Here is a 20,224-nt window from a genome sequence, read left to right as displayed (position 1 = left end):
CTTATTTAATATAGAATAGACAAAAAACTAAACAAGAATTATTTTCAATTATTATGGTTAAATGAATGGGATGAATAACAAATTTCCTTTTTGGTTAAAAGCAATCTGTATTTTTATTAGCTTGCCATTATTATTGCCCTTTGCTTATATTTTGATGCGGTCATATCAGGTTGGTATACCACGCGCAGTTGAACTATTATGGCGTCCGAGAATGTGGGAATTATTAAGTAACACACTTGTTTTAATGGTAGCAGTTACTTGTATAGCGGTGGTTATAGGGGTATTTTTTGCATTTTGTTTTGAACGTTATCAATTTTGGGGTAAATCATTTTTCATCACGACGATGGCTTTACCATTATGTATTCCAGCCTTTGTTAGCTGTTTTACTTGGATTAGTTTAACGTTTAAAGTAGAAGGAATGTGGGGAGCCATTATGATTATGAGTCTTAATGCTTTTCCGCTCGTGTATTTACCGGTTAGCGCTCGATTAAAAAGGTTAGATAAAAATCTTGAAGAAATTAGTCTTTCATTAGGTAAAAGTAAAATGCATACTTTTTGGTATGTTACTTTGCCACAATTAAAGCCAGCGATTGGAGCGAGTATCTTATTGATTGCATTGCATATGTTGATTGAATTTGGTGCTGTGTCGATCTTAAATTATCCTATTTTTACCACGGCTATTTTCCAAGAGTATGAAATGTCATTTAATAATGCCACTGCTGCTTTATTATCTTCAATATTAGTTAGTATCTGCTTGCTAGTGGTTTGGGCAGAAATGAAATTACGTGGTCAAAATATTTTATATCACACAAGTAAAGGCGTATTACGTCCTTACCCAGTTAAGCAATTGACTCGTTGGCAGCAATTACCTTTAATTTTATGTTTATTAACCGTTTTTGGTCTAAGTATTGTGATTCCATTTATGATTTTGTTTTATTGGTTGATTGTGGGCAACTCAAAAAGCAAACTCAACGATGTTATGCTATTACTAGAATCATTGCTGAACTCATTGTTTATTTCGGCACTCGGCGCGATTTTAACGGTTCTTTGTGCTTTACCGTTAGTTTGGGCAGCAGTTCGTTATAAAAATCATTTTACTATTTGGCTAGAAAGAATACCTTATTTGTTACATGCAGTTCCGGGTATCGTGATTGGATTATCATTAGTGTTTTTTAGTATTAATTTTACTCCAGCCATCTATCAAACTTTTTTGCTTGTGATTTTTGCTTATTTTATGCTGTATTTGCCAATGGCTCAAACTACCTTAAGGACGTCCATTGAGCAAGTAGCGGTTAATTTAGAAAAAATTGCACAAAGCTTAGGCAAGTCTGCTTTTTTTGTGTTTAGTACCGTCACTTTACCGGCGATTTTATCGGGTATTACAGCAGCATTTGCATTAGTTTTTTTGAATTTAATGAAAGAATTAACGGCTACATTATTACTGACGCCGAGTGATCTACGGACCTTATCAATCGGTGTATGGGAATTTACCAGTGATGCACAATATGCTGCGGCAGCACCTTACGCTTTTTTATTAATCATTTTTTCGGGTATTCCAGTTTTTCTGTTAAAAAAATATGCATTCAAATAAAAATATTATTCTAAAAATCAAAAGCTTATCTAAATGCTTTGAACAAAACAAAGTACTATATAACATTAATCTTGAACTGCTTAGCGGTGAATTTCTGTTTTTATTAGGTAAATCTGGTTGTGGTAAGTCAACTTTATTGCGTACCATTGCAGGCTTTGAAGACTTAAATGAGGGAGAAATATTTCTCTATGATCGTAAAGTGGCGGATAAGCAAATGGCTTTGCCGATTCAACATCGTAAATTAGGCTATGTAGTGCAAGAAGGTTTATTGTTCAACAATATGAATGTTTACCAGAATGTAGCTTATGGTTTAGCTGATTATCAAACTAAAACCGAATCAGCCAAACAACAAGTGTTCTCAATGTTAACTCTTACAGGGATCAGCGATCTTAAAACACGAATGCCACATCAATTATCTGGTGGACAGCAACAACGTGTTGCCTTAGCAAGAACGTTAGCACCTAATCCATCATTGATTTTATTAGATGAACCTTTTAGTGCGCTTGATGAACAATTAAAAGATCAGATTCGACAAGGCGATGGGCTATTTTTTAAGGCTGAATAGTCAGCCCCCGTATAAAAGTGGGTGGCTACTATCACTGATCAGTGCCTTATTTTTGATTTGCTTTCAGCATTGCCATTAAGTTGGCGACATTATTTGAAACTTTTGCTATTTTTTGTTCTTCGGAAATCTTAGGTCTGTCACGTTCCCAAACTAAATTGTCTTGAGGTAATTCCATCAAAAAACGGCTCGCTTCAGGCTTGATTATTTCGCCGTATTGCCGTCTTTCTTTACAAAGTGAAAAGGTTAATGTTTGTTGAGCTCGTGTAATACCAACATAAGCTAGTCGCCGTTCTTCTTCAACATTATCTTCATCAATGCTTGTTTGATGGGGTAAGATACCTTCTTCCATACCAATTAAGAAAACATGAGGAAACTCTAAGCCTTTGGAAGCGTGCAATGTCATTAATTGCACTTGATCTGCTTCATCATCATCTTCACCTCGTTCTAACATATCGCGTAATGTGAGCCGATTGACGACTTGAATTAAACTCATCGGTTCGTTTAGTTCATCACCTTCTAACATATTCTGCACCCATTCAAATAACGTTTGTACATTACGGCTTTGCATCTCAGCAGCTTTAGGTGTTGTAGCATGTTCATATAAATAGGCTTCATACTGAATGTTGGCTAACAGTTGTTTAACAGCTTCAAGCGGATCAGCACGTTCAGCTTTGTCTGCGATCATTGCGATCCAATTGGCGAAGTTTTGCAATGCTTGATAGGCTTTCGGCGTTATGCGCTGGATCAACTCAAAGTCAAAAATAGCATCAAATAAACTAATGTGTTTTTCATTCGCTAATTGACCTAATTTTTCAAGTGTGGCTGCCCCGATCTCGCGCTTAGGTGTATTGACAATACGTAAGAATGCAGCATCATCATTTTGATTCACGATTAAGCGTAAATAAGCCATCATATCTTTGATTTCTACACGGGCAAAAAAAAACGTTCCACCAGATATTTTATAAGGTATTCTGTTTTGCATTAATGTCTTTTCAAGTAACCGAGATTGATGGTTGCCACGATAAAGAATGGCATAATCTTTATATTGTGTTTTGTTTGCAAAACGATGAGCAATTAATTCACCAACCACTCTTTCCGCTTCATGTTCTTCATTTTTAGCTTCAATCACATTTAATTTTTCACCTTCAGCCAACGTTGAGAAAAGTCGTTTTTGAAATAGGTGATCATTATTATCAATTAAGATATTGGCACTGTGTAAAATACGTTGGCTTGAACGATAATTTTGTTCTAATTTAATTACATTAAGATCAAAATCGTCTCTTAGTCGTTGCATATTTTCTGGTTTTGCACCTCGCCAAGAATAGATAGATTGGTCGTCATCACCAACGACTGTAAAATGCCCATTTTGACCCACAATCAGCTTAATTAATTCATATTGGCTTGTATTAGTATCTTGGTATTCATCAACTAATAAATAACGGATTTTTTGTTGCCAACGTGCTTTAGCCTCAGGATACTGGCGAAATAATAATACAGGCAACATAATCAAATCATCGAAATCTAACGCGTTGTAGGCTTTTAACTGATTTTGATACAGTTGATAAAAATTTGAAAAAATAAGATCTCGCTCTGAATGGCAATGATTTATGACCATTTCAGGTGAAAGTAAATCATTTTTCCAATAAGAAATTTGGCTCATTAGTGCTCTGAGCAAATCCTTATCTTCAGTTACCTTTTCGGGCAGTAAGTGTTTGAGCAGTGCCATTTGATCGTGTTCATCAAATAAGGTCATACCCGCTTTAAAACCTAATAATTTATATTCACGTTTTAAAATTTCAAAACCAAGAGTATGAAAGGTCGAAATAGTGAGCCCTTTGCTGTTTTCTTTGCCGATAGAATGAGAGACGCGTTCACGTATTTCTCGAGCAGCTTTATTGGTAAATGTGACCGCAGCAATTTGTTTTGGCGTATAGTTGCAATGTGCAATTAAATAGGCAATTTTGTTGATAATTACACGTGTTTTGCCTGAGCCCGCACCGGCGAGCACAAGGCAAGCACCATTGACATATTCAACCGCTTGTTGTTGTTGTTGATTGAGTTTCATAGGAATGTTTTTTGACAATATATATTGCCTATTTTAGCCGAAAGGCAGTAAGCGGTCTAATTTTGTTAAAAATTGCTTATGATCAATGCATAAAAAATGCTAACTACAATACAATCGTTTGCTTTTATTTTCAGCGAAATTAGCCGCTTATTTTGTGAAAATAGCCCAAAATAAATAGCATAAAAAGCAAATTTTTACTTTAAAAAAGTAGGCGTTCGCTATATGATAATAAACTTATTTTGAGTATGAAATACATACATTTTTTTAATATTTTTCTCAATACTATACGAGGGAGAACACGAAAGTAGATGGAAAAGTTAGAACAAAAAACAATCGTCGAACTTCGCAATGTGACCAAGAGTTATGGTGACAAAACGATTCTTAAAGATTTAAATTTAACTATTAATGATGGTGAATTTTTAACTATTTTAGGTCCTTCAGGTTGTGGTAAAACTACAGCGTTGCGTTTAATTGCAGGTTTTGAAGATTTAACCGAAGGTTTAATCATTCTTGACGGTCAAGATGTTTCTAATGTGTCTGCTGAAAAACGTCCAGTTAATACTGTTTTCCAGAGCTATGCACTTTTTCCTCATATGACCATTTTTGAAAATGTGGCGTTTGGATTACGCATGCAAAAAGTACCTAATGAGCAAATTACTCCGCGGGTAATGGAAGCATTGCGAATGGTCCGTTTAGAAGATCGAGCAGAACAGAAGCCGGCTCAACTTTCAGGTGGTCAACAACAACGTATTGCGATTGCACGTGCGGTAGTAAACAAACCGAAAGTGTTATTACTTGATGAATCATTGTCAGCACTTGATTATAAATTGCGCAAAGAAATGCAGAATGAATTAAAAGCATTACAGCGTCAATTAGGTATTACTTTTATTTTCGTGACTCATGATCAGGAAGAAGCGTTGACGATGTCAGATCGTATTATCGTGATGAATGCGGGCAAAGTAGCTCAAGATGGTACGCCACGTGAAATTTATGAAGAACCCAAAAACCTATTTGTAGCACGTTTTATCGGTGAAATTAATGTATTTGATGCGACTGTTATTGAACGTATTGATGCGCGTAATGTAAAAGCGAATGTGGAAGGGCGCATTTGTCACATTAAAGTGGAAGATATGCAAGTCGTGCCGAATCAGAAACTGAAAGTATTATTACGTCCGGAAGATATTGTGATTGAAGAGCTTGATGAAGACCAAAGCTCTAAAGCAATTATTGGCCACATTATTGATCGTAACTATAAAGGAATGACTTTGGAATCAAGTGTAAAACTTGATCATAATGGTATGAAGGTATTAGTTAGCGAATTTTTTAATGAAGATGATCCACATATTGATCATTCCGTTGGACAGAAAGTGGCATTGACGTGGCATGAAGGTTGGGAGGTTGTACTCAACGATGAAGATTGCTAATAACAAATTTCAAAATGGTACAGTGGCTGTTATTTTTGGGTGGTTGTTGCTTTTTGTACTGGTTCCAAATTTACTGGTGTTATTGATCAGTTTTTTAACTGAAAATCGTCAAAGTGCTTATTTTGTTGATTTTAGTTTTAATCTTGATTCGTATGCGGCCTTGTTTAATGATACTTATGCAACAGTATTATGGAACTCGTTAAAAATGTCAGCAATAGCGACTTTTTTCTGTTTGCTGATTGGTTATCCTTTTGCTTTTATTATTGCCAAAATGCCAGCAAAAATACGACCGCTATTACTTTTTCTAGTGGTATTGCCTTTTTGGACTAATTCATTGATTCGTATTTATGGTATTAAAATTTTCTTAGGCGTAAAAGGTGTATTGAATGAAGCATTACTCGCAGTAGGTTTGATTGATCAACCTTTACGGTTACTCAATTCAGAATTGGCCATTATTATTGGTTTGGTTTATATTCTATTGCCCTTTATGATTTTACCGCTGTATTCTTCAATTGAGAAAATTGATAATCGTTTATTAGAAGCGGCAAAAGATTTAGGTGCAAATGCATTGCAACGCTTTATTCGTATCACTATTCCATTAACGATGCCGGGTATTGTGGCCGGTTGCTTATTAGTATTATTGCCTGCGATGGGAATGTTCTATGTTGCAGATCTATTAGGCGGCGGTAAAACGCCATTAATTGGTAATATTATCAAGAGTCTATTCTTGAATACTAACCAGTTACCATTAGGATCGGCAGTCAGTATTGCATTAACCTTGCTCATGGCATTGATGTTGTATGTATATTATCGTGCTAACAAATTTTTAAATAAAAAGGTGGAGCTTGAATAATGAAAAAGATATTTAGAAACCTTTTTGTTTGTTTAGTCTTTGTTTACTTGTATATACCTATCATCATTTTAGTGATTAATTCATTTAATGCTGATCGTTATGGTCTAAAATGGAAAGGCTTTAGTTGGAATTGGTATGAACGTTTATTTGCTAACGATACGTTGATTAATGCCACTACAAATTCGATTACAATTGCTTTTTTTGCGGCTACATTGTCTACGATTTTAGGTGCATTGACTTCAATTGCTTTATATTGTTATAAATTCCGTGGTAAGCAATTTGTTGGCGGAATGTTATTTGTCGTAATGATGTCTCCTGATATTGTTATGGCCGTTTCAATGTTAGTGTTATTTATGATTATCGGTGTTAAATTAGGCTTTTTATCACTGTTAATTGCGCATATTACTTTCTGTTTGCCATATGTGGTTATTACTATTTCATCACGGTTGAGTGATTTTGATGGTAAAATGTTAGAAGCTGCCAAAGATTTGGGCGCTAGTGAGGTGACGACTTTACGCAGAATAATTTTACCGTTGGCGTTGCCTTCAATTATTTCGGGTTGGTTATTAAGCTTTACCATTTCATTAGATGATGTTGTTGTTTCATCTTTTGTGACTAGCCCAAGCTATGAAGTATTACCACTGAAAATTTTCTCATTAGTTAAAACAGGCGTAACGCCAGAGGTGAATGCTTTAGCGGCGATTATGATTATTTTCTCATTGTCACTAGTAGTATTAAGTCAGTTAGTATTGAGAAAAAAAGTTTAAGCTATTGAGCGTAAATAACAGAAACAAAAATAGCCCAAATTAATGGGCTATTTTTGTTTTTGTGTAAAAATGATCTGTAAAAGTAACCGCTTGTTTTATAAACAAGCTTTTAGACTGGCTTCAATAAACCTATCTAAATCACCATCTAGTACGGCTTGTGTATTACGGTTTTCAACACCGGTACGTAAATCTTTAATACGAGAGTCATCTAATACATATGATCGAATTTGGCTACCCCAACCAATATCAGATTTATTTTCTTCCATTGCTTGTTTTTCAGCGTTCTTTTTCATCATTTCCATTTCGTATAATTTAGCTCTCAGCTGTTTCATACATTGATCTTTATTTTGATGTTGAGAACGCCCATTTTGGCATTGCACCACAATACCTGATGGCATATGAGTAATTCGCACGGCGGATTCTGTTTTATTCACGTGTTGCCCCCCCGCACCGGAAGCACGATAAACATCGATGCGTAAATCTGCCGGATTAATTTCAATATCTACATCATTATCCACTTCTGGATAGACAAAAGCCGCCGCAAAAGAAGTATGGCGACGATTATTTGAATCAAATGGACTTTTACGCACCAAGCGGTGAATTCCTGTTTCGGTACGTAACCAACCAAATGCATATTCACCGGTTATACGGATAGTGGCTGATTTTAAACCGGCTACATCGCCATCAGAAACTTCAATTAATTCTGTTTTAAAACCTTTACTTTCTGCCCAGCGTAAATACATACGTAACAACATTTCTGTCCAATCTTGTGCTTCTGTACCACCTGATCCTGCTTGTAAATCTAGATAGCAATCAGTTGCATCATAGGGGCCGCTAAACATTCGTTGAAATTCTAATTTGGCTAATTTTGTGGCTAATTCGTCCGCTTCTATTTGGGCTTCATATAAGGTGTTTTCATCTTCGGCTTCAACGGCTAATTCAATTAAAGCTTCTACATCTTCTATACCTTGAATCAGCGCATTAATCGTATTTACGACCATTTCTAAAGTAGAACGTTCTTTGCCTAAAGTTTGCGCTTTTTCTGGTGTGTTCCAAATTTCAGGCTGTTCTAATTCGGCATTGACTTCTTCTAAGCGCTCAACTTTGGTATCAAAGTCAAAGATACCCCCGAATGAGATGTGTGCGCTCAGTTAAATCGGCTAATTGTGTTCTAATTGGATTTAATTCAAACATTTTTTATCCTTTTTTAATTTAAACGAAGATTATATCTTAAGCATTTGGCAAAAAGTATGCTTTTGTAAAATTTTACTAAAATCTCAGTGCTAGTTAGCGTACAATACTTGCTATGTAAATCAAATTTAGGAGGCAAGGTGTCTGATAACATTCGTTTAACGCAATTTAGTCACGGTGCTGGTTGAGGCTGTAAAATTTCGCCTAAGGTGTTAGGGACTATTTTACAAAGTGAACTAGACAAATTTGTTGATCCTAAATTATTAGTGGGAAATGAAACAGCAGATGATGCAGCGGTGTATGATATTGGCAATGGTTTAGCTATTATTAGCACTACTGACTTTTTTATGCCGATTGTTGATGATCCTTTTGATTTTGGTCGTATTGCGGCAACAAATGCATTGAGTGATATTTTTGCGATGGGGGCAAACCGCTGATGGCAATTGCTATTCTAGGTTTTCCGATTGATAAATTACCCGCAGAAATCGCACAAAAAATTATTGAGGGTGGGCGTTTTGCTTGTCAGCAAGCTGGCATTGTGCTTGCTGGTGGGCATTCTATTCATTCGATGGAGCCGATTTTTGGTTTAGCAGTGACCGGTATGGCGGCAATTGAACATATCAAACGGAATGCCTCAGCCACGGCAGGATGTGAGCTATTTTTAACTAAACCGCTTGGTATTGGAATTTTAACCACCGCCGAAAAACGTGGATTGTTAACATTGCCACACCAACATCTTGTACGTGATTTAATGCGTCAGCTCAATACTATAGGTACTTTATTAGCCCCATTACCGGAAGTGACCGCTATGACGGATATAACAGGCTTTGGCTTGTTGGGGCATTTAAGTGAAATATGCCAAGCTTCCAATGTACGTGCTGAAATTAATAGTCACGCAGTGAAAGTAATCGATGGTGTTGAAGAATACGTGGTGCAAGGTATGATCCCCGGTGGTACTCAACGAAATTTTGAGAGCTATGCGAATTTAGTTTCGCCATTGAGCGACAGGCAAAAAGCAATTTTATGCGATCCACAAACATCTGGCGGGTTACTTATTGCGGTTGAGCCACAAGCGGTCGAAAAAATACAACAAATTGCCCAACAAATAGGGAGTATGCTTTTTCACATTGGTAAATTATTTGATCGTGCGCCAGATAAAGCATTAATTGAGGTGAATTAAGGAAAGCTAAATGGCAGAAAAGTTTGATGTTGTTATCGTCGGAAGCGCTATTACAGGTTCAGTGCTAGCATTAGCCTTAAGTAGTTTTAGCCAACATAACATGCGGATTGCCGTGATTGAGAAAATGCCAACTAATTATACCCAGCAAGGTGGTTTCGATACCCGTAGCATTGCATTGGCTGAGGGGAGTTTGCAGAAATTTAGCCAGATTCAACCGCGTATAGGTGAAAATTTAGCGGTTAAAATTAGGCAAATGGCAACGCCAATTAAGCAGGTGCATGTTTCAGATGCGGGGCATTTTGGCAAAGTAAGTTTGATGGCGGATGAATTAGGTCTTAGCCAGCTAGGCTGTGTTATTGAGCTGGCGAGACTAGGCGATTATTTAACTGAATGTTTAAGCAAACAAACGAAGGTGCAGTTATTTTGTCCAAATGAAGTGATTGAGGTTAACCGTTCAGCACAGGAATGTTTATTAACGTTACAAGATGGACAACAATTACACAGCCAGTTAATGATTGCTGCAGATGGAACGCAATCGAAATTGGCCCATCAATGTGGCGTGAAGACAGAGTTATGCCATGATTATCAACAAAGTGCCATTATTGCAAATATTACAATCAGTCAACCACATCATTTTCAAGCTTTTGAGCGTTTTACGGCAGAAGGTCCCATTGCATTATTACCTATGAGTGAACAGCAAATGTCACTTGTGTGGTGTGTTAAACAAGCTGAATCTTTAATGGTGAGTTCTGATCAAGTCTTTTTAACGAGATTACAACAACAAGTTGGCTGGAAATTAGGGCGCTTTACTCAAGTGAGTAAACGTTTTGCTTATCCGCTGACGTCTCAAAAAGCAAGCGCGCATGTTCATCATCGATTGGCAATTGTTGGAAATGCAGCACAATTATTGCATCCAGTGGCAGGACAAGGATTTAATTTAGCTTTACGTGATTTATATACGCTAGCAACATTACTGGGAGATGCTTTTGGGCAAGGTAAAGATCTTGGTGAGTTTAGTCTGTTGCAATATTTTATGCAGGCTAGACAAGCAGATCAGCAACATATTATGCAATTGACTAATGGACTGGTTTCGTTATTTACTGATCAAACTTTGGCAGTGCAAGCGGTAAGAAATTTAGCATTATTTGCTATTGAACAGACTTCTTTAGGGCGGAGTTGGATTGCTCATCAAGCCTTAGGCTGGCATTGAATATATAGCAAAATGGCTAGGATTACCTAGCCATTTTTATACTCAAAGAAAAGTTTATTTGTTTTCGTCCTCTTCTTCTTCGTCTTCTTCAGGTATTTCATCAGGATTAATTGTTGGAATAGTAGCTTCTACTGGTGTGCTGATACCATATTTTTTATTTAATTCAGCTTCAATTGTTTGGCCATCTGCCGCAATCTTGTCTAATTGAACTTGTAATTCACTAAATGCTTTTTGTGCTTCAGGCGTTGGGTTTTTAGCTAATTCACTATTTTGTTTGATCATTTTAGCGCCAAGTGCCATCGCTTCAAGTGATTTCTCTTTTAATACTTTTATTTGTTCATCTTTAATCTCTAAAGATTTAGCATTTTGTTGGATTTTCTCAATTTGATCAAGAATTGCATTATTTACAGTGTCTTGAACAAGTGTTTCATCTTTAGCTTTTTCTTCACCAAGTTTTTCAAGTTCGTTATTAATTGCTTCACCAATTAATTTTTCTTGGTTTTGTTGCCATTCTTGGAATTTTTTGTAGTCTTCAGCGCCAGTATCCATTTTCGCTTCAACTTTTTTATCCGCTTCAGGTTGTGTTGCCGCAGTTGCAGCAGGTTTTGTTTCTACAGGGTTGTTTGCAGGCTTATCACAAGCAGTTAAAAATAATGCAAATAATGCAGCTGCGCTAATTTTAGTAAATTTAGTCATTTGAAAGTCCTATGTCAGAAATTGAGAGTATTTACTCTAGATGGTTAAGTTTATCGATTACTTACTAGCAAATTTTGCTTTTAAGTTTTCTTGTAATTTTTGTAGTTCAATAGCTTTCTCTTTTAACTGTTCAGCTTTAGTTTGGACTACTTTTTGTGCTTCATCATTTGGTGTTGCAAGCACTTTAAGTTGTTCGGTAAGCACTTCACTTGATAAGGCTAAGACTGTTTTAGTTTTCTCTTTTAATGCTTTAATTTCATCGCTATTAACATCAACTTTTTCTAAGCTTGCTAATGTTTCTTGCACTTTAGCTGAGAAGCTTTGTAGTAGTGCGTCAACCGCTTCTGGGTCTTTAGGATCTTTAGCCATAATTTCAGCAAGTTGTTGTTGAAATTCTGCTTGTGCAGTTGCTTGTGTTTTTTCCTGTAATTGATACCATTCTTCAAATTTTTTATAATCTGTAGCAGGATCAGGTTTATTACAAGCGGTCACACTAAACGCTAATAGTGCAATAGCGCTAATGGTGGTTAATTTTTTCATAGTAATTCCTTAAATAAGAATAAAAGTTCCAATCTAATTGAAACTTTTCAATATTAGGGAAGCCTATTATACGCTTAATAGACAAAATTTAAAAAAATTAGTTCACTAAAATGTGGTTTATGTTGGTTTTTTGTTTAAAAAATGTCTTTTATATGTTTATTACTTGTTCAATGAGCCTTTTTTTAATAGCGGAAAAGTGGTTTGTACCAACTAAACTGATGCCTCTTATTAATTTTTTAAGCGGATTATTTCCACTAAATAATTGTTTTAAGCTTTCCATTGCAGCTAATAATTTGATTGTTTCTGTTTTACGTGTACGTTCAAAGTAACGTAAATGTCGATATTCACCAATATCATGTGCGGCGGCTAAGTGTAATTTTATTTGTTCTGCTAGTGTGATAGCGTCGGCAAAGCCTAAATTAACGCCTAAGCCAGCTAGTGGGTGGATAGTATGCGCTGCATCGCCAATTAGCGCTATTCGCATGTGTGCGAAATCGCGTGCATAACGGGCAGTAAGCGGGTAAATTTTTCGTGAGTCTTGTAATTTGACTAATCCAAGTTGATGGTCAAAAGCAATCGTAAGTGCTTGGTTAAATTGTTGTTCATCACAAGTGGTTAGTTTGTTGGCTTGGTCGGGGGACAATGACCACACAATTGAACATTGATTTTTATCGGCTAAGGGTAAAAAAGCTAAGATGCTATCAGGCCCAAAAATTTGGCGGGCGATGTTGTTATGCGGTTCTGCCGTTTCAACGCAACAGACTAGTGCAGTTTGTTGATAATCTTGGCTGATCAATGGGATATTAACTTGGTTACGTAGCCAAGAATGTGCACCATCAGCGCCTACTACTAGTTTGCCAGCCAGCATTTCACCATTTTCTAAGGTAAGAAAAGCACCACTTTCACTAATGCCAATCGTTTTGGGTGTGCTGAGTATTATTTCAACATTCTTTTGTTGGCTGACTTGTTGCCATAATGCTTGTTGTAGTTGGCTATTGGCAATAATAAGCCCTAATTGTGTAAGTCCTAGTGGTTTAATAGCTAAGTCATTGTTATCAAATTCAATTTTCGCAAAGCTATCTTTTTCACTGACAATTATTTTTTGATAATCAGTATGAGCATCGGCTGGTAGATGTTCAAACACGCCTAGTTGTTGTAGTATTTTTTCACTGGCGGTATTAATTGCACTGACGCGATTGGCGTAGTATTTTTGGGTTTGTGGTGCGGATTTTTCAATGATTTTAATTTGGCAAGGGCTATCTTTTAATAAGCCAGCAAGTGCCAAACCAACCATTCCACCACCAATAATAATAAGATCAGCAGATTTCATAAGCGTTATTTTTACATATAAAGCGGTAAGAAAATGTGTATTAGTTAAGTTTTTTATGATCTTTTTCAAGGCTACGGTGGCGGATTTTGACATTTTTGCCACGGCTTTGAAAGTATTTTGCTAATTGTTCAGTGATAAAGACGGAGCGATGTTTTCCACCCGTACAACCGAATGCGATGGTTAAGTAGCTTCGGTTATTTTTTTCTAACATTGGCAGCCAAGTTTCTAAATAATTGCGTGTTTGGTAGATAAAATTGTGTACTTCAGTTTGGCGTTCAAGAAAGTCAATGACCGGTTGTTCTAATCCCGTCATCGCCCTTAATTCAGCGTGCCAATGAGGATTTGGCAAGAAGCGCACATCAAATACGTAATCAGCATCGGCAGATAATCCATATTTAAAGCCGAAGGATTCAAACACAATATTAAGTTCTTTCTCCGTTGAACCTCGTAAAATATGGCGTAAATTAGCCGCTAATTCGTAAGGTGAACTATGCGTCGTGTCAATTAGGTAATCCGCTTGTTGGCGTAGTGGATCAAGTAAGGTATTTTCTAGCTCAATAGCACTGGCTAAGGAAAGATCTTGGTTTGAAAGAGGATGTAGACGGCGAGAATCACTATAACGGCGAATTAAAGTAGCACTTTCACAATCTAAAAAAATCATTTTAGTGTTAATGGTTAGTTGTGACAGTTGATGAAGTAATTCATCAATTCTTGTTAGATTTTCGGGGAAGTTTCGAATATCTAGGCTTACCACTGCTGAGCAGTCAGAAGCTAATAGAAACGAAGCTAATTCAGCAATCAGTGGAAAAGGTAGATTATCAACACAATAATAGCCAACATCTTCTAGAGCTCGTAAGGCAACCGATTTGCCTGAGCCTGAACGACCGCTGATAATCACTAATTCCATAGATCCTCGCTATATTACATTATTCATTTGGTTCAATTTGATGATCTGCATATTCCAAGTATTGCCAAATTTCTTCGCTAGACGTTGCTGCGCGCAATTGTTTTGCCAGTGATTTATCACTCAATTTTTCAGCGAGAGCTGGCAGGTCATCTTTGTATTTATCACAACAATCTGATGGCAACATAATAGCGTAAATCAGATCAACTTCTTTATTATCGCTTGCTTCATAGTCAATACCGTTTTCAAGTTGTAGAAAGACGCTAATAGGTGTTGTGGATGTTAACATTGAATCGGTTGAAGCGGGTAATTTAGCGTGTGGTAATGCAATGCCGCCATTAATACTGGTTGAGCCTAATTTTTCTCGTTTAAACAGATGGCTAAAACATTCGATTGCACAAATATTTTCGGCTGTTGAACCATCCGGTGTATTATTTAATGAATCCGCCACTATTTTACCAATAAGTTCTAAGGCTCTCTTTTTGCTTGAAACAATTACGCCTTGACGGATATTTTCTTTGGTTAGAAATTCAGTTAATTTCATCATTTTGTGCTTGAATGCGCTAAATTTTGTAAGGCTTAAAGTTTAAACTCATCGCCCAAATAGACGCGTTTTACATCAGGGTTATTTAGAATTTGTTCGGGAGTGCCATTAGCAATCATTTGACCACTGCCAACAATATAAGCATGTTGGCAGACATTCAATGTTTCTCGAACATTATGATCGGTAATTAATACGCCTAATCCACGTTGTTTTAAATGCACAATGATTTTTTTTATATCAATTACAGAAATCGGGTCAACGCCTGCAAAAGGTTCGTCTAGCAAAATAAATTGTGGATTGGCGGCAAGCGCTCGTGCTATTTCAACACGGCGTCGTTCACCACCTGATAATGCTTGCCCTAAATTATCACGAATGTGTTCAATATGAAATTCGCTAATGAGTTCTTCCGCACGATCTTTACGTTGTTGATTATTTAAGTCTTTTCGTACTTGGAGTACCGCCATTAAGTTATCATATACGCTCAAACGATGAAAGATAGAGGCTTCTTGTGGTAAATAACCAATACCATATTTTGCACGATCGTGCATAGGTAATACACTAATATCTTGATCGTCAATACGTATTTTGCCTTGATCGTGGCGGACAAGGCCTACCACCATATAAAATGTGGTAGTTTTACCTGCGCCGTTTGGACCGAGTAATCCGACAATTTCTCCTGCTTTAACATTCAGGCTAACATCTTTTACTACTTGGCGATTTTTATAGCTTTTGGCCAAATGTTCTGCATAAAGCGTTGGCATTTTTTCACCTATTGTTTCTGTTGATTTAACTCTGTTGGAATGAGGATCGTTTTCACGCGTGAATTATTACCGCTTCCGGCAGTAAGTTTTTGTTTTTTTACATCATAAGTGATTTTATCCGCTTGTATAAAACTTCCTTGCTGTTTTAATTCAGCATTGCCAGTTAAGGTTAAAAATTCTGAATTTAAGTCATAATGTACGGTGTTCCCTTTACCTTTTACTGGTTTGCCATTATCCAAGGTTTGTTGAAATGTTACAGGTGAGCCTGTTGCATCTAACGTTTCTTTTTTACCTGTTTGGCGTGTGATTTTTACTTTATTAGCGGTCACTTTTATCGAACCTTGTGTAATAATCACATTATTACTAAATATGACAGTATTGGTATTTATATCCAGAGACTGGCTGCCAGCATCAATATTAATCTGTTTTTCTGCATCGCTTTTCAATGCATATGCAGAAAGGGAAAAACTGAACAAAGTGGCAAGCACAACAGATTTTGATAGGGATTTCATCGTATATCCTTAAGAAATGAAATGCGTTATTCTTATTTAGACTGTTGAATAACAGTTGGTTCAATATGTGTTTTAACGTCTTTAATAAGAGTGGCTACTTGCTGTTTTAAATTACCTTTTAAACCTATACCGCTTGAGGAAAATCTAGCCCCAATAGAGGTCACTTTGCTATCAGTAAAAACATCTTGTGTATTTAAATCAATCGTGAGTTTATCGGTTACAATTTTTTGTAGCTGGGCATTATTTTCTAATGCTTTTAGCTTGACGTTGCCGACTAAATGTAACATTTTTTCGTGAGTAATCTCTGCTTGTTCAGCACTAATATTCCATTGTTTTGCCCGAGTTTGTGTATCATATAAGTTGATGAAAGGGTTGATAAATTCTGTATGCTGTGTGGCTTCATAGCGCTTGATTTCAGTCGCTTTAGCAAAATATTGGGGTTGGCCATTGACATCATAAATCATGGTGCTGATATTACGACCGCTATAATCAGGTGTTCCTTCTTTTTTTATTAGTTGAGTTAAGCTGTAGTCTGTTGGTTTATGCTGATTCATATACCAACCACCTAGTATTGCAACGATAATTAGCAGAATAAAAGTAAGGCGAATTTGCATAAAAAATAAAAATAGAATAAATACTAGATATCATCATAGCATAATTTTGCTGACGGATATAGCAGGCGGCAAGCAATTGCTTATGCACAGTTAGCACGGTTAAAAATGGTTTATTACTATGCGTAAATTTTATTAAGCAGTTGGATTTGTGCTTAATTTTACGTTAACTTACCAACTACCACCCGCGCCCCCGCCGCCGGAAGATCCTCCACCAAAACTATCACCACTACCACCGCGGTATAAGTCTCTACTAGTGTCGTGATGATAGCGAGAATGGCGTAATATTTGCTGAAATGGTTCAGTGTTGCTACGACTAATATATTGGCTATTGCGTGTTGGACGGAACATCATAAAGATAACAAATGCCGCAAAAAGAAAAAAGAAGAATCCGTCTAGTGTTTGATTATTACTTGATTGATATTCATCGTAAGCGGCAAATTCCCCGTTGATCGCTGCCATAATTGCCGACAGTCCACTTGCAATACCCTCAGCATATAAATTTTGTTTAAAATATGGTGTAATGTGATGCCGTATGATTGTTGCGGCGATTGCATCTGGTAGTGCACTTTCTAATCCCCGCCCTGTTGCAATAAATAATTTACGATCATTTTTTGCAATTAATAATAGCACGCCATTATTTTCATTATGTTTGATACGGCCAATTCCCCACTTATTAAATAGGTTATGCGCATAGCGGGCAATTTCTTCACCATCAGTAGATGGTATCATCACCACAATAATCTGAGAGCTGGTTTTTGAACGATTATTAATCAAAGCATCTTCCAATGTTCGCCATTCTTGTTGGTTTAATGTCTTTGTGTAATCTGAAACATAATAGAATGGTGATGGCGCAGTAGGATAGTGATCTTCGGCAATCGCTTTGAAGCTGAAAAAGATGAGGAGTATCAGCCAAAGTGGTTTATAGATTAATTTTATCATTTAATTACTACCTCATTGTCGAGTTCATTAATATCGCCAGGTTGATGAGGAAAATATTTAGCAAGTTGAATGCTAACTTGTTGAATACCATGACAAATTGCTTGTGTATAATGAGTCTGCTGACAAGCTAATTTCATTTGATCATAAATCGATTGCCAAAAAACCTGCCCGACTTTTTCGTGAATAGCGTGATCGCCGACAATTGCCAAATGATGAGGCTTAAAAGAAAGGTAAATAAGTACACCATTTCGTGCGGCAGTAGCCCGCATATTTAATTCATCAAATAATTGATTAGCGCGCATTATTGCATTTCGTTTGCCTTTTGCTTTACGTTCTACAACAACACGTAATTCAGCCGTCGTTTGTTGTTCTAGCTCAGCAATGGCTTGTTCAATTTTTTGTGTATCTATGGGCAGTTTATTTGTCAGGAAAGGAATGTGTTGCATAGTGGTCGTTAAATGAGTCAGATTAAATGAAAATAGATAATGTGTTTTAACACATTATCTATTGATGGATTAATTAAAATTTACTGTTGGTGCCTGATTTGAACCCGCTTCAGCTTTAAATTGTGGTTTTGTTGTGAATCCCATCAGCATTGCTGGGATTTTAGTCGGAAATTCACGCACTTGCTTATTGTATTCTTTGACGGCAGCATTAAAATTATTCCGTTCAACATTAATGCGATTTTCAGTGCCTTCTAATTGAGCTTGTAAATTCAAGAAGCCTTCGTGAGCTTTCAATTCAGGGTATTTTTCAACTGAGACTAATAAGCGTGATAAAGCAGAATTGACATTTTGTTGCGCGGATTGAAATCTCGCCATTTCTTCTTCGGTGGCATTATTAGGATCAATGGTTACTGAAGTGGCTTTAGCACGTGCTTCAATTACTGAAGTCAGTGTTTCTTTCTCAAAATTGGCTTGTCCTTTGACCGTGTTAACTAGATTAGGAATTAAATCAGCACGGCGTTGGTAAGCGGATTCAACATTACCCCAAACAGAATTAATTTCTTCTTCAGCGTGCACTAAAGTATTGTATTTGGTTAAAGAAAAAGCGCCTAATCCAAAGATTGCTATAATTAAGATCCTGACAGTTTTTTTCATAGATTGAGTAACCTTATATTACGTTAAGAATTAGTTGAATTTTAACTACAAGCGCGCTGTTTTTCTAATAAACTTACACAGTTTTGCAGTAATTTGATTACCGTTGATGATAAATTATTTTTTGACTGTTGGTTATTTATTTTGAAATTTGTTTGACAAAGTTGACAGTAATCTTGATTCATTAGCCTTTTAATCTAAATCTTCCTCGGCTATAGCGTGTTTTCATTAAGGCAAGAATTTGTTCTTTGTGTGTTGTAATGGAAGGGTTGTTTTGTTGAGCGACAATTAATGAATGTTGGATAGAATGGGCGTGTGTGATGGCAATTGCTAGTGCATCAGCCGCATCAACTTGAGGTTTAGCGGATAATTGTAGCATTCGTGTTACCATATCTTGCACTTGCAGTTTATCTGCTGAGCCTATGCCGGTCACGGTTTGTTTAACTAATCTTGCAGCATATTCGAAAACGGGTAAGTCATGATTAACCGCTGCTACAATTGCTGTGCCTCTAGCTTGCCCTAGTTTTAATGCAGAATCCGCATTTTTTGCCATAAAAACTTGTTCAATAGCAAACATATCAGGCTGAAATTGCGTAATAATTTCGGTTACGCCAGCATAAATATGTTTTAAACGACTAGGTAGATCACTAGCATTGATGCGAATAGCACCACTGCCTAAATATTCTAATTGACGACCTTGTTGGTGGATAATACCGTAGCCCGTTATGCGTGAGCCGGGATCAATTCCTAAAATAATCGGCATACTATTTGCGTTATTATACTAAAAATAAGCGAGCGAATTAGCTGATTTATTTGCTGATCCGCCCGCTTGTCATTAACTTAAATTATTTATTGGCTTGCTTTGTTGCAGTAGTTTCTACATCACAAAGTTTCGCTAAGATTGCATCAGATTCTGCGCCTTTTTCGGTTAGCATGCCACCTACTTTAGTCGCTGCATTTTCTAAGTTGAAGCCATTTTCTACATTCCAAACATATTTATCTGATTTGAAAGAAGTAAAATCGTGGTTGTTTTCATCACGACTCAACCCATTGATTTGTTTAGTATGTTTACCTTGGCTCAATACTAAGTTAACGGCTTTTGGATTATTGCCTTGGAACGCATAACGTGCCGTAATCATTTTGTTGTTTTGGCAAGTGTAAACCACGACTTTAGAACCGTCAGTAATTTTTTCAACATTTACCCGTGGAATTGCAGCCATTGTTTCTGCCATTACCGGTTCCATCATTTGTATTGCTTGTTGTTCTATCATCTGCATTTGTTCATTATGAGCCATCATTTTGGCTGAGGTCATATCATTTGATGCGCAAGCGGTCAATACAAGCCCTGAAAGTAAAGCTGGAACAAATTTGACTAATTTCATATTATCTCCTACTTATATGTGTGTAGATAAATGCCAAATTGGCGAGGTAATGCTATCAC

20 protein-coding genes and 2 pseudogenes are annotated in these 20,224 nt (G+C 36.6%); 7 read left to right on the top strand and 15 right to left on the bottom strand.

What is annotated here, in order from left to right; translation table 11 throughout:
- The first annotated feature begins 70 nt into the window (after window positions 1–70).
- Together BMX01_RS02500 and BMX01_RS02495 are read left to right on the top strand one after the other, a co-directional pair.
- Window positions 71–1,591 carry an ABC transporter permease gene (locus BMX01_RS02500; protein WP_064083037.1) on the top strand — a complete coding sequence of 507 codons (1,521 nt, stop codon included), beginning with the start codon at window positions 71–73 and terminating at the stop codon, window positions 1,589–1,591.
- Window positions 1,578–2,123 (top strand): annotated as a pseudogene (locus BMX01_RS02495) (ABC transporter ATP-binding protein); the annotation flags it as partial. The gene BMX01_RS02500 and the pseudogene BMX01_RS02495, both read left to right, overlap by 14 nt.
- A 79-nt stretch (window positions 2,124–2,202) precedes the next feature.
- Here BMX01_RS02495 and rep read toward each other — a convergent pair.
- Window positions 2,203–4,221: a DNA helicase Rep gene (gene rep / locus BMX01_RS02490; protein ID WP_064083245.1), complete on the bottom strand. Its 2,019-nt coding sequence runs from the start codon at window positions 4,219–4,221 to the stop codon at window positions 2,203–2,205.
- Window positions 4,222–4,529: 308 nt separating this feature from the next.
- Between rep and potA the strand changes: the two genes are divergently transcribed.
- From potA to potC, 3 genes are read left to right on the top strand one after another with little or no spacing between them, the layout of a single operon-like run.
- The gene (gene potA / locus BMX01_RS02485; RefSeq protein ID WP_074647706.1) at window positions 4,530–5,645 is read left to right on the top strand and encodes a spermidine/putrescine ABC transporter ATP-binding protein PotA; all 1,116 of its coding nucleotides are present in this window, start codon (window positions 4,530–4,532) and stop codon (window positions 5,643–5,645) included.
- Complete coding sequence (gene potB / locus BMX01_RS02480; protein ID WP_064082678.1) at window positions 5,632–6,498, top strand: spermidine/putrescine ABC transporter permease PotB; 867 nt, start codon at window positions 5,632–5,634, stop codon at window positions 6,496–6,498. Before potA ends, potB begins: the two co-directional genes overlap by 14 nt.
- A complete protein-coding gene (gene potC, locus BMX01_RS02475; protein WP_064082679.1) occupies window positions 6,498–7,265 on the top strand; it encodes a spermidine/putrescine ABC transporter permease PotC in 768 nt (255 codons plus the stop codon). The genes potB and potC overlap by 1 nt, the downstream gene beginning before the upstream one ends.
- 95 nt (window positions 7,266–7,360) lie before the next feature.
- Here the strand turns inward: potC and prfB are convergent.
- Window positions 7,361–8,459 (bottom strand): peptide chain release factor 2 gene (gene prfB, locus BMX01_RS02470; RefSeq protein ID WP_126497618.1). Its coding sequence is split into 2 segments (ribosomal slippage): window positions 7,361–8,383 and window positions 8,385–8,459, totalling 1,098 coding nucleotides; the frame shifts between segments, so codons are not numbered across the junction.
- 137 nt (window positions 8,460–8,596) lie between these two features.
- On the opposite strand from prfB, the pseudogene selD reads away from it, so the two are divergent.
- Window positions 8,597–9,636 (top strand): annotated as a pseudogene (gene selD / locus BMX01_RS02460) (selenide, water dikinase SelD).
- A 10-nt stretch (window positions 9,637–9,646) separates the two neighbouring features.
- Window positions 9,647–10,846 (top strand): 2-octaprenyl-6-methoxyphenyl hydroxylase, encoded by a 1,200-nt coding sequence (ubiH, locus tag BMX01_RS02455; RefSeq protein WP_064082681.1) that lies wholly within the window; start codon window positions 9,647–9,649, stop codon window positions 10,844–10,846.
- A 54-nt stretch (window positions 10,847–10,900) separates the two neighbouring features.
- On the opposite strand, the gene BMX01_RS02450 is transcribed toward ubiH, so the two are convergent.
- The 13 genes from BMX01_RS02450 to BMX01_RS02390 form a co-directional block, all read right to left on the bottom strand.
- Window positions 10,901–11,542 (bottom strand): hypothetical protein, encoded by a 642-nt coding sequence (locus BMX01_RS02450; protein ID WP_064082682.1) that lies wholly within the window; start codon window positions 11,540–11,542, stop codon window positions 10,901–10,903.
- A gap of 57 nt (window positions 11,543–11,599) precedes the next feature.
- Window positions 11,600–12,082: a hypothetical protein gene (locus BMX01_RS02445; protein ID WP_010944566.1), complete on the bottom strand. Its 483-nt coding sequence runs from the start codon at window positions 12,080–12,082 to the stop codon at window positions 11,600–11,602.
- 148 nt (window positions 12,083–12,230) lie between these two features.
- Window positions 12,231–13,412: an FAD-dependent monooxygenase gene (locus BMX01_RS02440; RefSeq protein WP_064083426.1), complete on the bottom strand. Its 1,182-nt coding sequence runs from the start codon at window positions 13,410–13,412 to the stop codon at window positions 12,231–12,233.
- Window positions 13,413–13,452: 40 nt separating this feature from the next.
- A complete protein-coding gene (rapZ, locus tag BMX01_RS02435; protein WP_064082683.1) occupies window positions 13,453–14,319 on the bottom strand; it encodes an RNase adapter RapZ in 867 nt (288 codons plus the stop codon).
- Window positions 14,320–14,338: 19 nt separating this feature from the next.
- Window positions 14,339–14,863 (bottom strand): PTS sugar transporter subunit IIA, encoded by a 525-nt coding sequence (locus BMX01_RS02430; RefSeq protein WP_064082684.1) that lies wholly within the window; start codon window positions 14,861–14,863, stop codon window positions 14,339–14,341.
- 32 nt (window positions 14,864–14,895) lie between these two features.
- Window positions 14,896–15,621, bottom strand: coding sequence for an LPS export ABC transporter ATP-binding protein (gene lptB, locus BMX01_RS02425; RefSeq protein ID WP_064082685.1), 726 nt, complete (start codon window positions 15,619–15,621; stop codon window positions 14,896–14,898).
- A gap of 8 nt (window positions 15,622–15,629) precedes the next feature.
- Window positions 15,630–16,133, bottom strand: coding sequence for a lipopolysaccharide transport periplasmic protein LptA (gene lptA, locus BMX01_RS02420; protein WP_074647700.1), 504 nt, complete (start codon window positions 16,131–16,133; stop codon window positions 15,630–15,632).
- A gap of 32 nt (window positions 16,134–16,165) precedes the next feature.
- On the bottom strand, window positions 16,166–16,747 hold the full coding sequence (gene lptC, locus BMX01_RS02415; RefSeq protein ID WP_064082687.1) for an LPS export ABC transporter periplasmic protein LptC: 582 nt from the start codon (window positions 16,745–16,747) through the stop codon (window positions 16,166–16,168).
- A 168-nt stretch (window positions 16,748–16,915) separates the two neighbouring features.
- Window positions 16,916–17,686: a TPM domain-containing protein gene (locus BMX01_RS02410; RefSeq protein WP_064082688.1), complete on the bottom strand. Its 771-nt coding sequence runs from the start codon at window positions 17,684–17,686 to the stop codon at window positions 16,916–16,918.
- Window positions 17,683–18,132 carry a TPM domain-containing protein gene (locus BMX01_RS02405; RefSeq protein WP_074647697.1) on the bottom strand — a complete coding sequence of 150 codons (450 nt, stop codon included), beginning with the start codon at window positions 18,130–18,132 and terminating at the stop codon, window positions 17,683–17,685. The genes BMX01_RS02410 and BMX01_RS02405 overlap by 4 nt, the downstream gene beginning before the upstream one ends.
- A 69-nt stretch (window positions 18,133–18,201) precedes the next feature.
- Entirely contained in the window at window positions 18,202–18,786 is a 585-nt protein-coding gene (locus tag BMX01_RS02400; protein ID WP_064082690.1) for a LemA family protein, read from the bottom strand.
- A 181-nt stretch (window positions 18,787–18,967) separates the two neighbouring features.
- Window positions 18,968–19,546 carry a crossover junction endodeoxyribonuclease RuvC gene (gene ruvC / locus BMX01_RS02395; protein ID WP_064082691.1) on the bottom strand — a complete coding sequence of 193 codons (579 nt, stop codon included), beginning with the start codon at window positions 19,544–19,546 and terminating at the stop codon, window positions 18,968–18,970.
- A gap of 82 nt (window positions 19,547–19,628) precedes the next feature.
- Window positions 19,629–20,165: a hypothetical protein gene (locus BMX01_RS02390; RefSeq protein WP_064082692.1), complete on the bottom strand. Its 537-nt coding sequence runs from the start codon at window positions 20,163–20,165 to the stop codon at window positions 19,629–19,631.
- Window positions 20,166–20,224: the final 59 nt, after the last annotated feature.

Origin of the sequence: [Haemophilus] ducreyi (assembly GCF_900109315.1) — a bacterium.
GTDB lineage: Bacteria > Pseudomonadota > Gammaproteobacteria > Enterobacterales > Pasteurellaceae > Haemophilus_B > Haemophilus_B ducreyi.
This window is presented reverse-complemented; position numbering and strand designations above follow the sequence as displayed.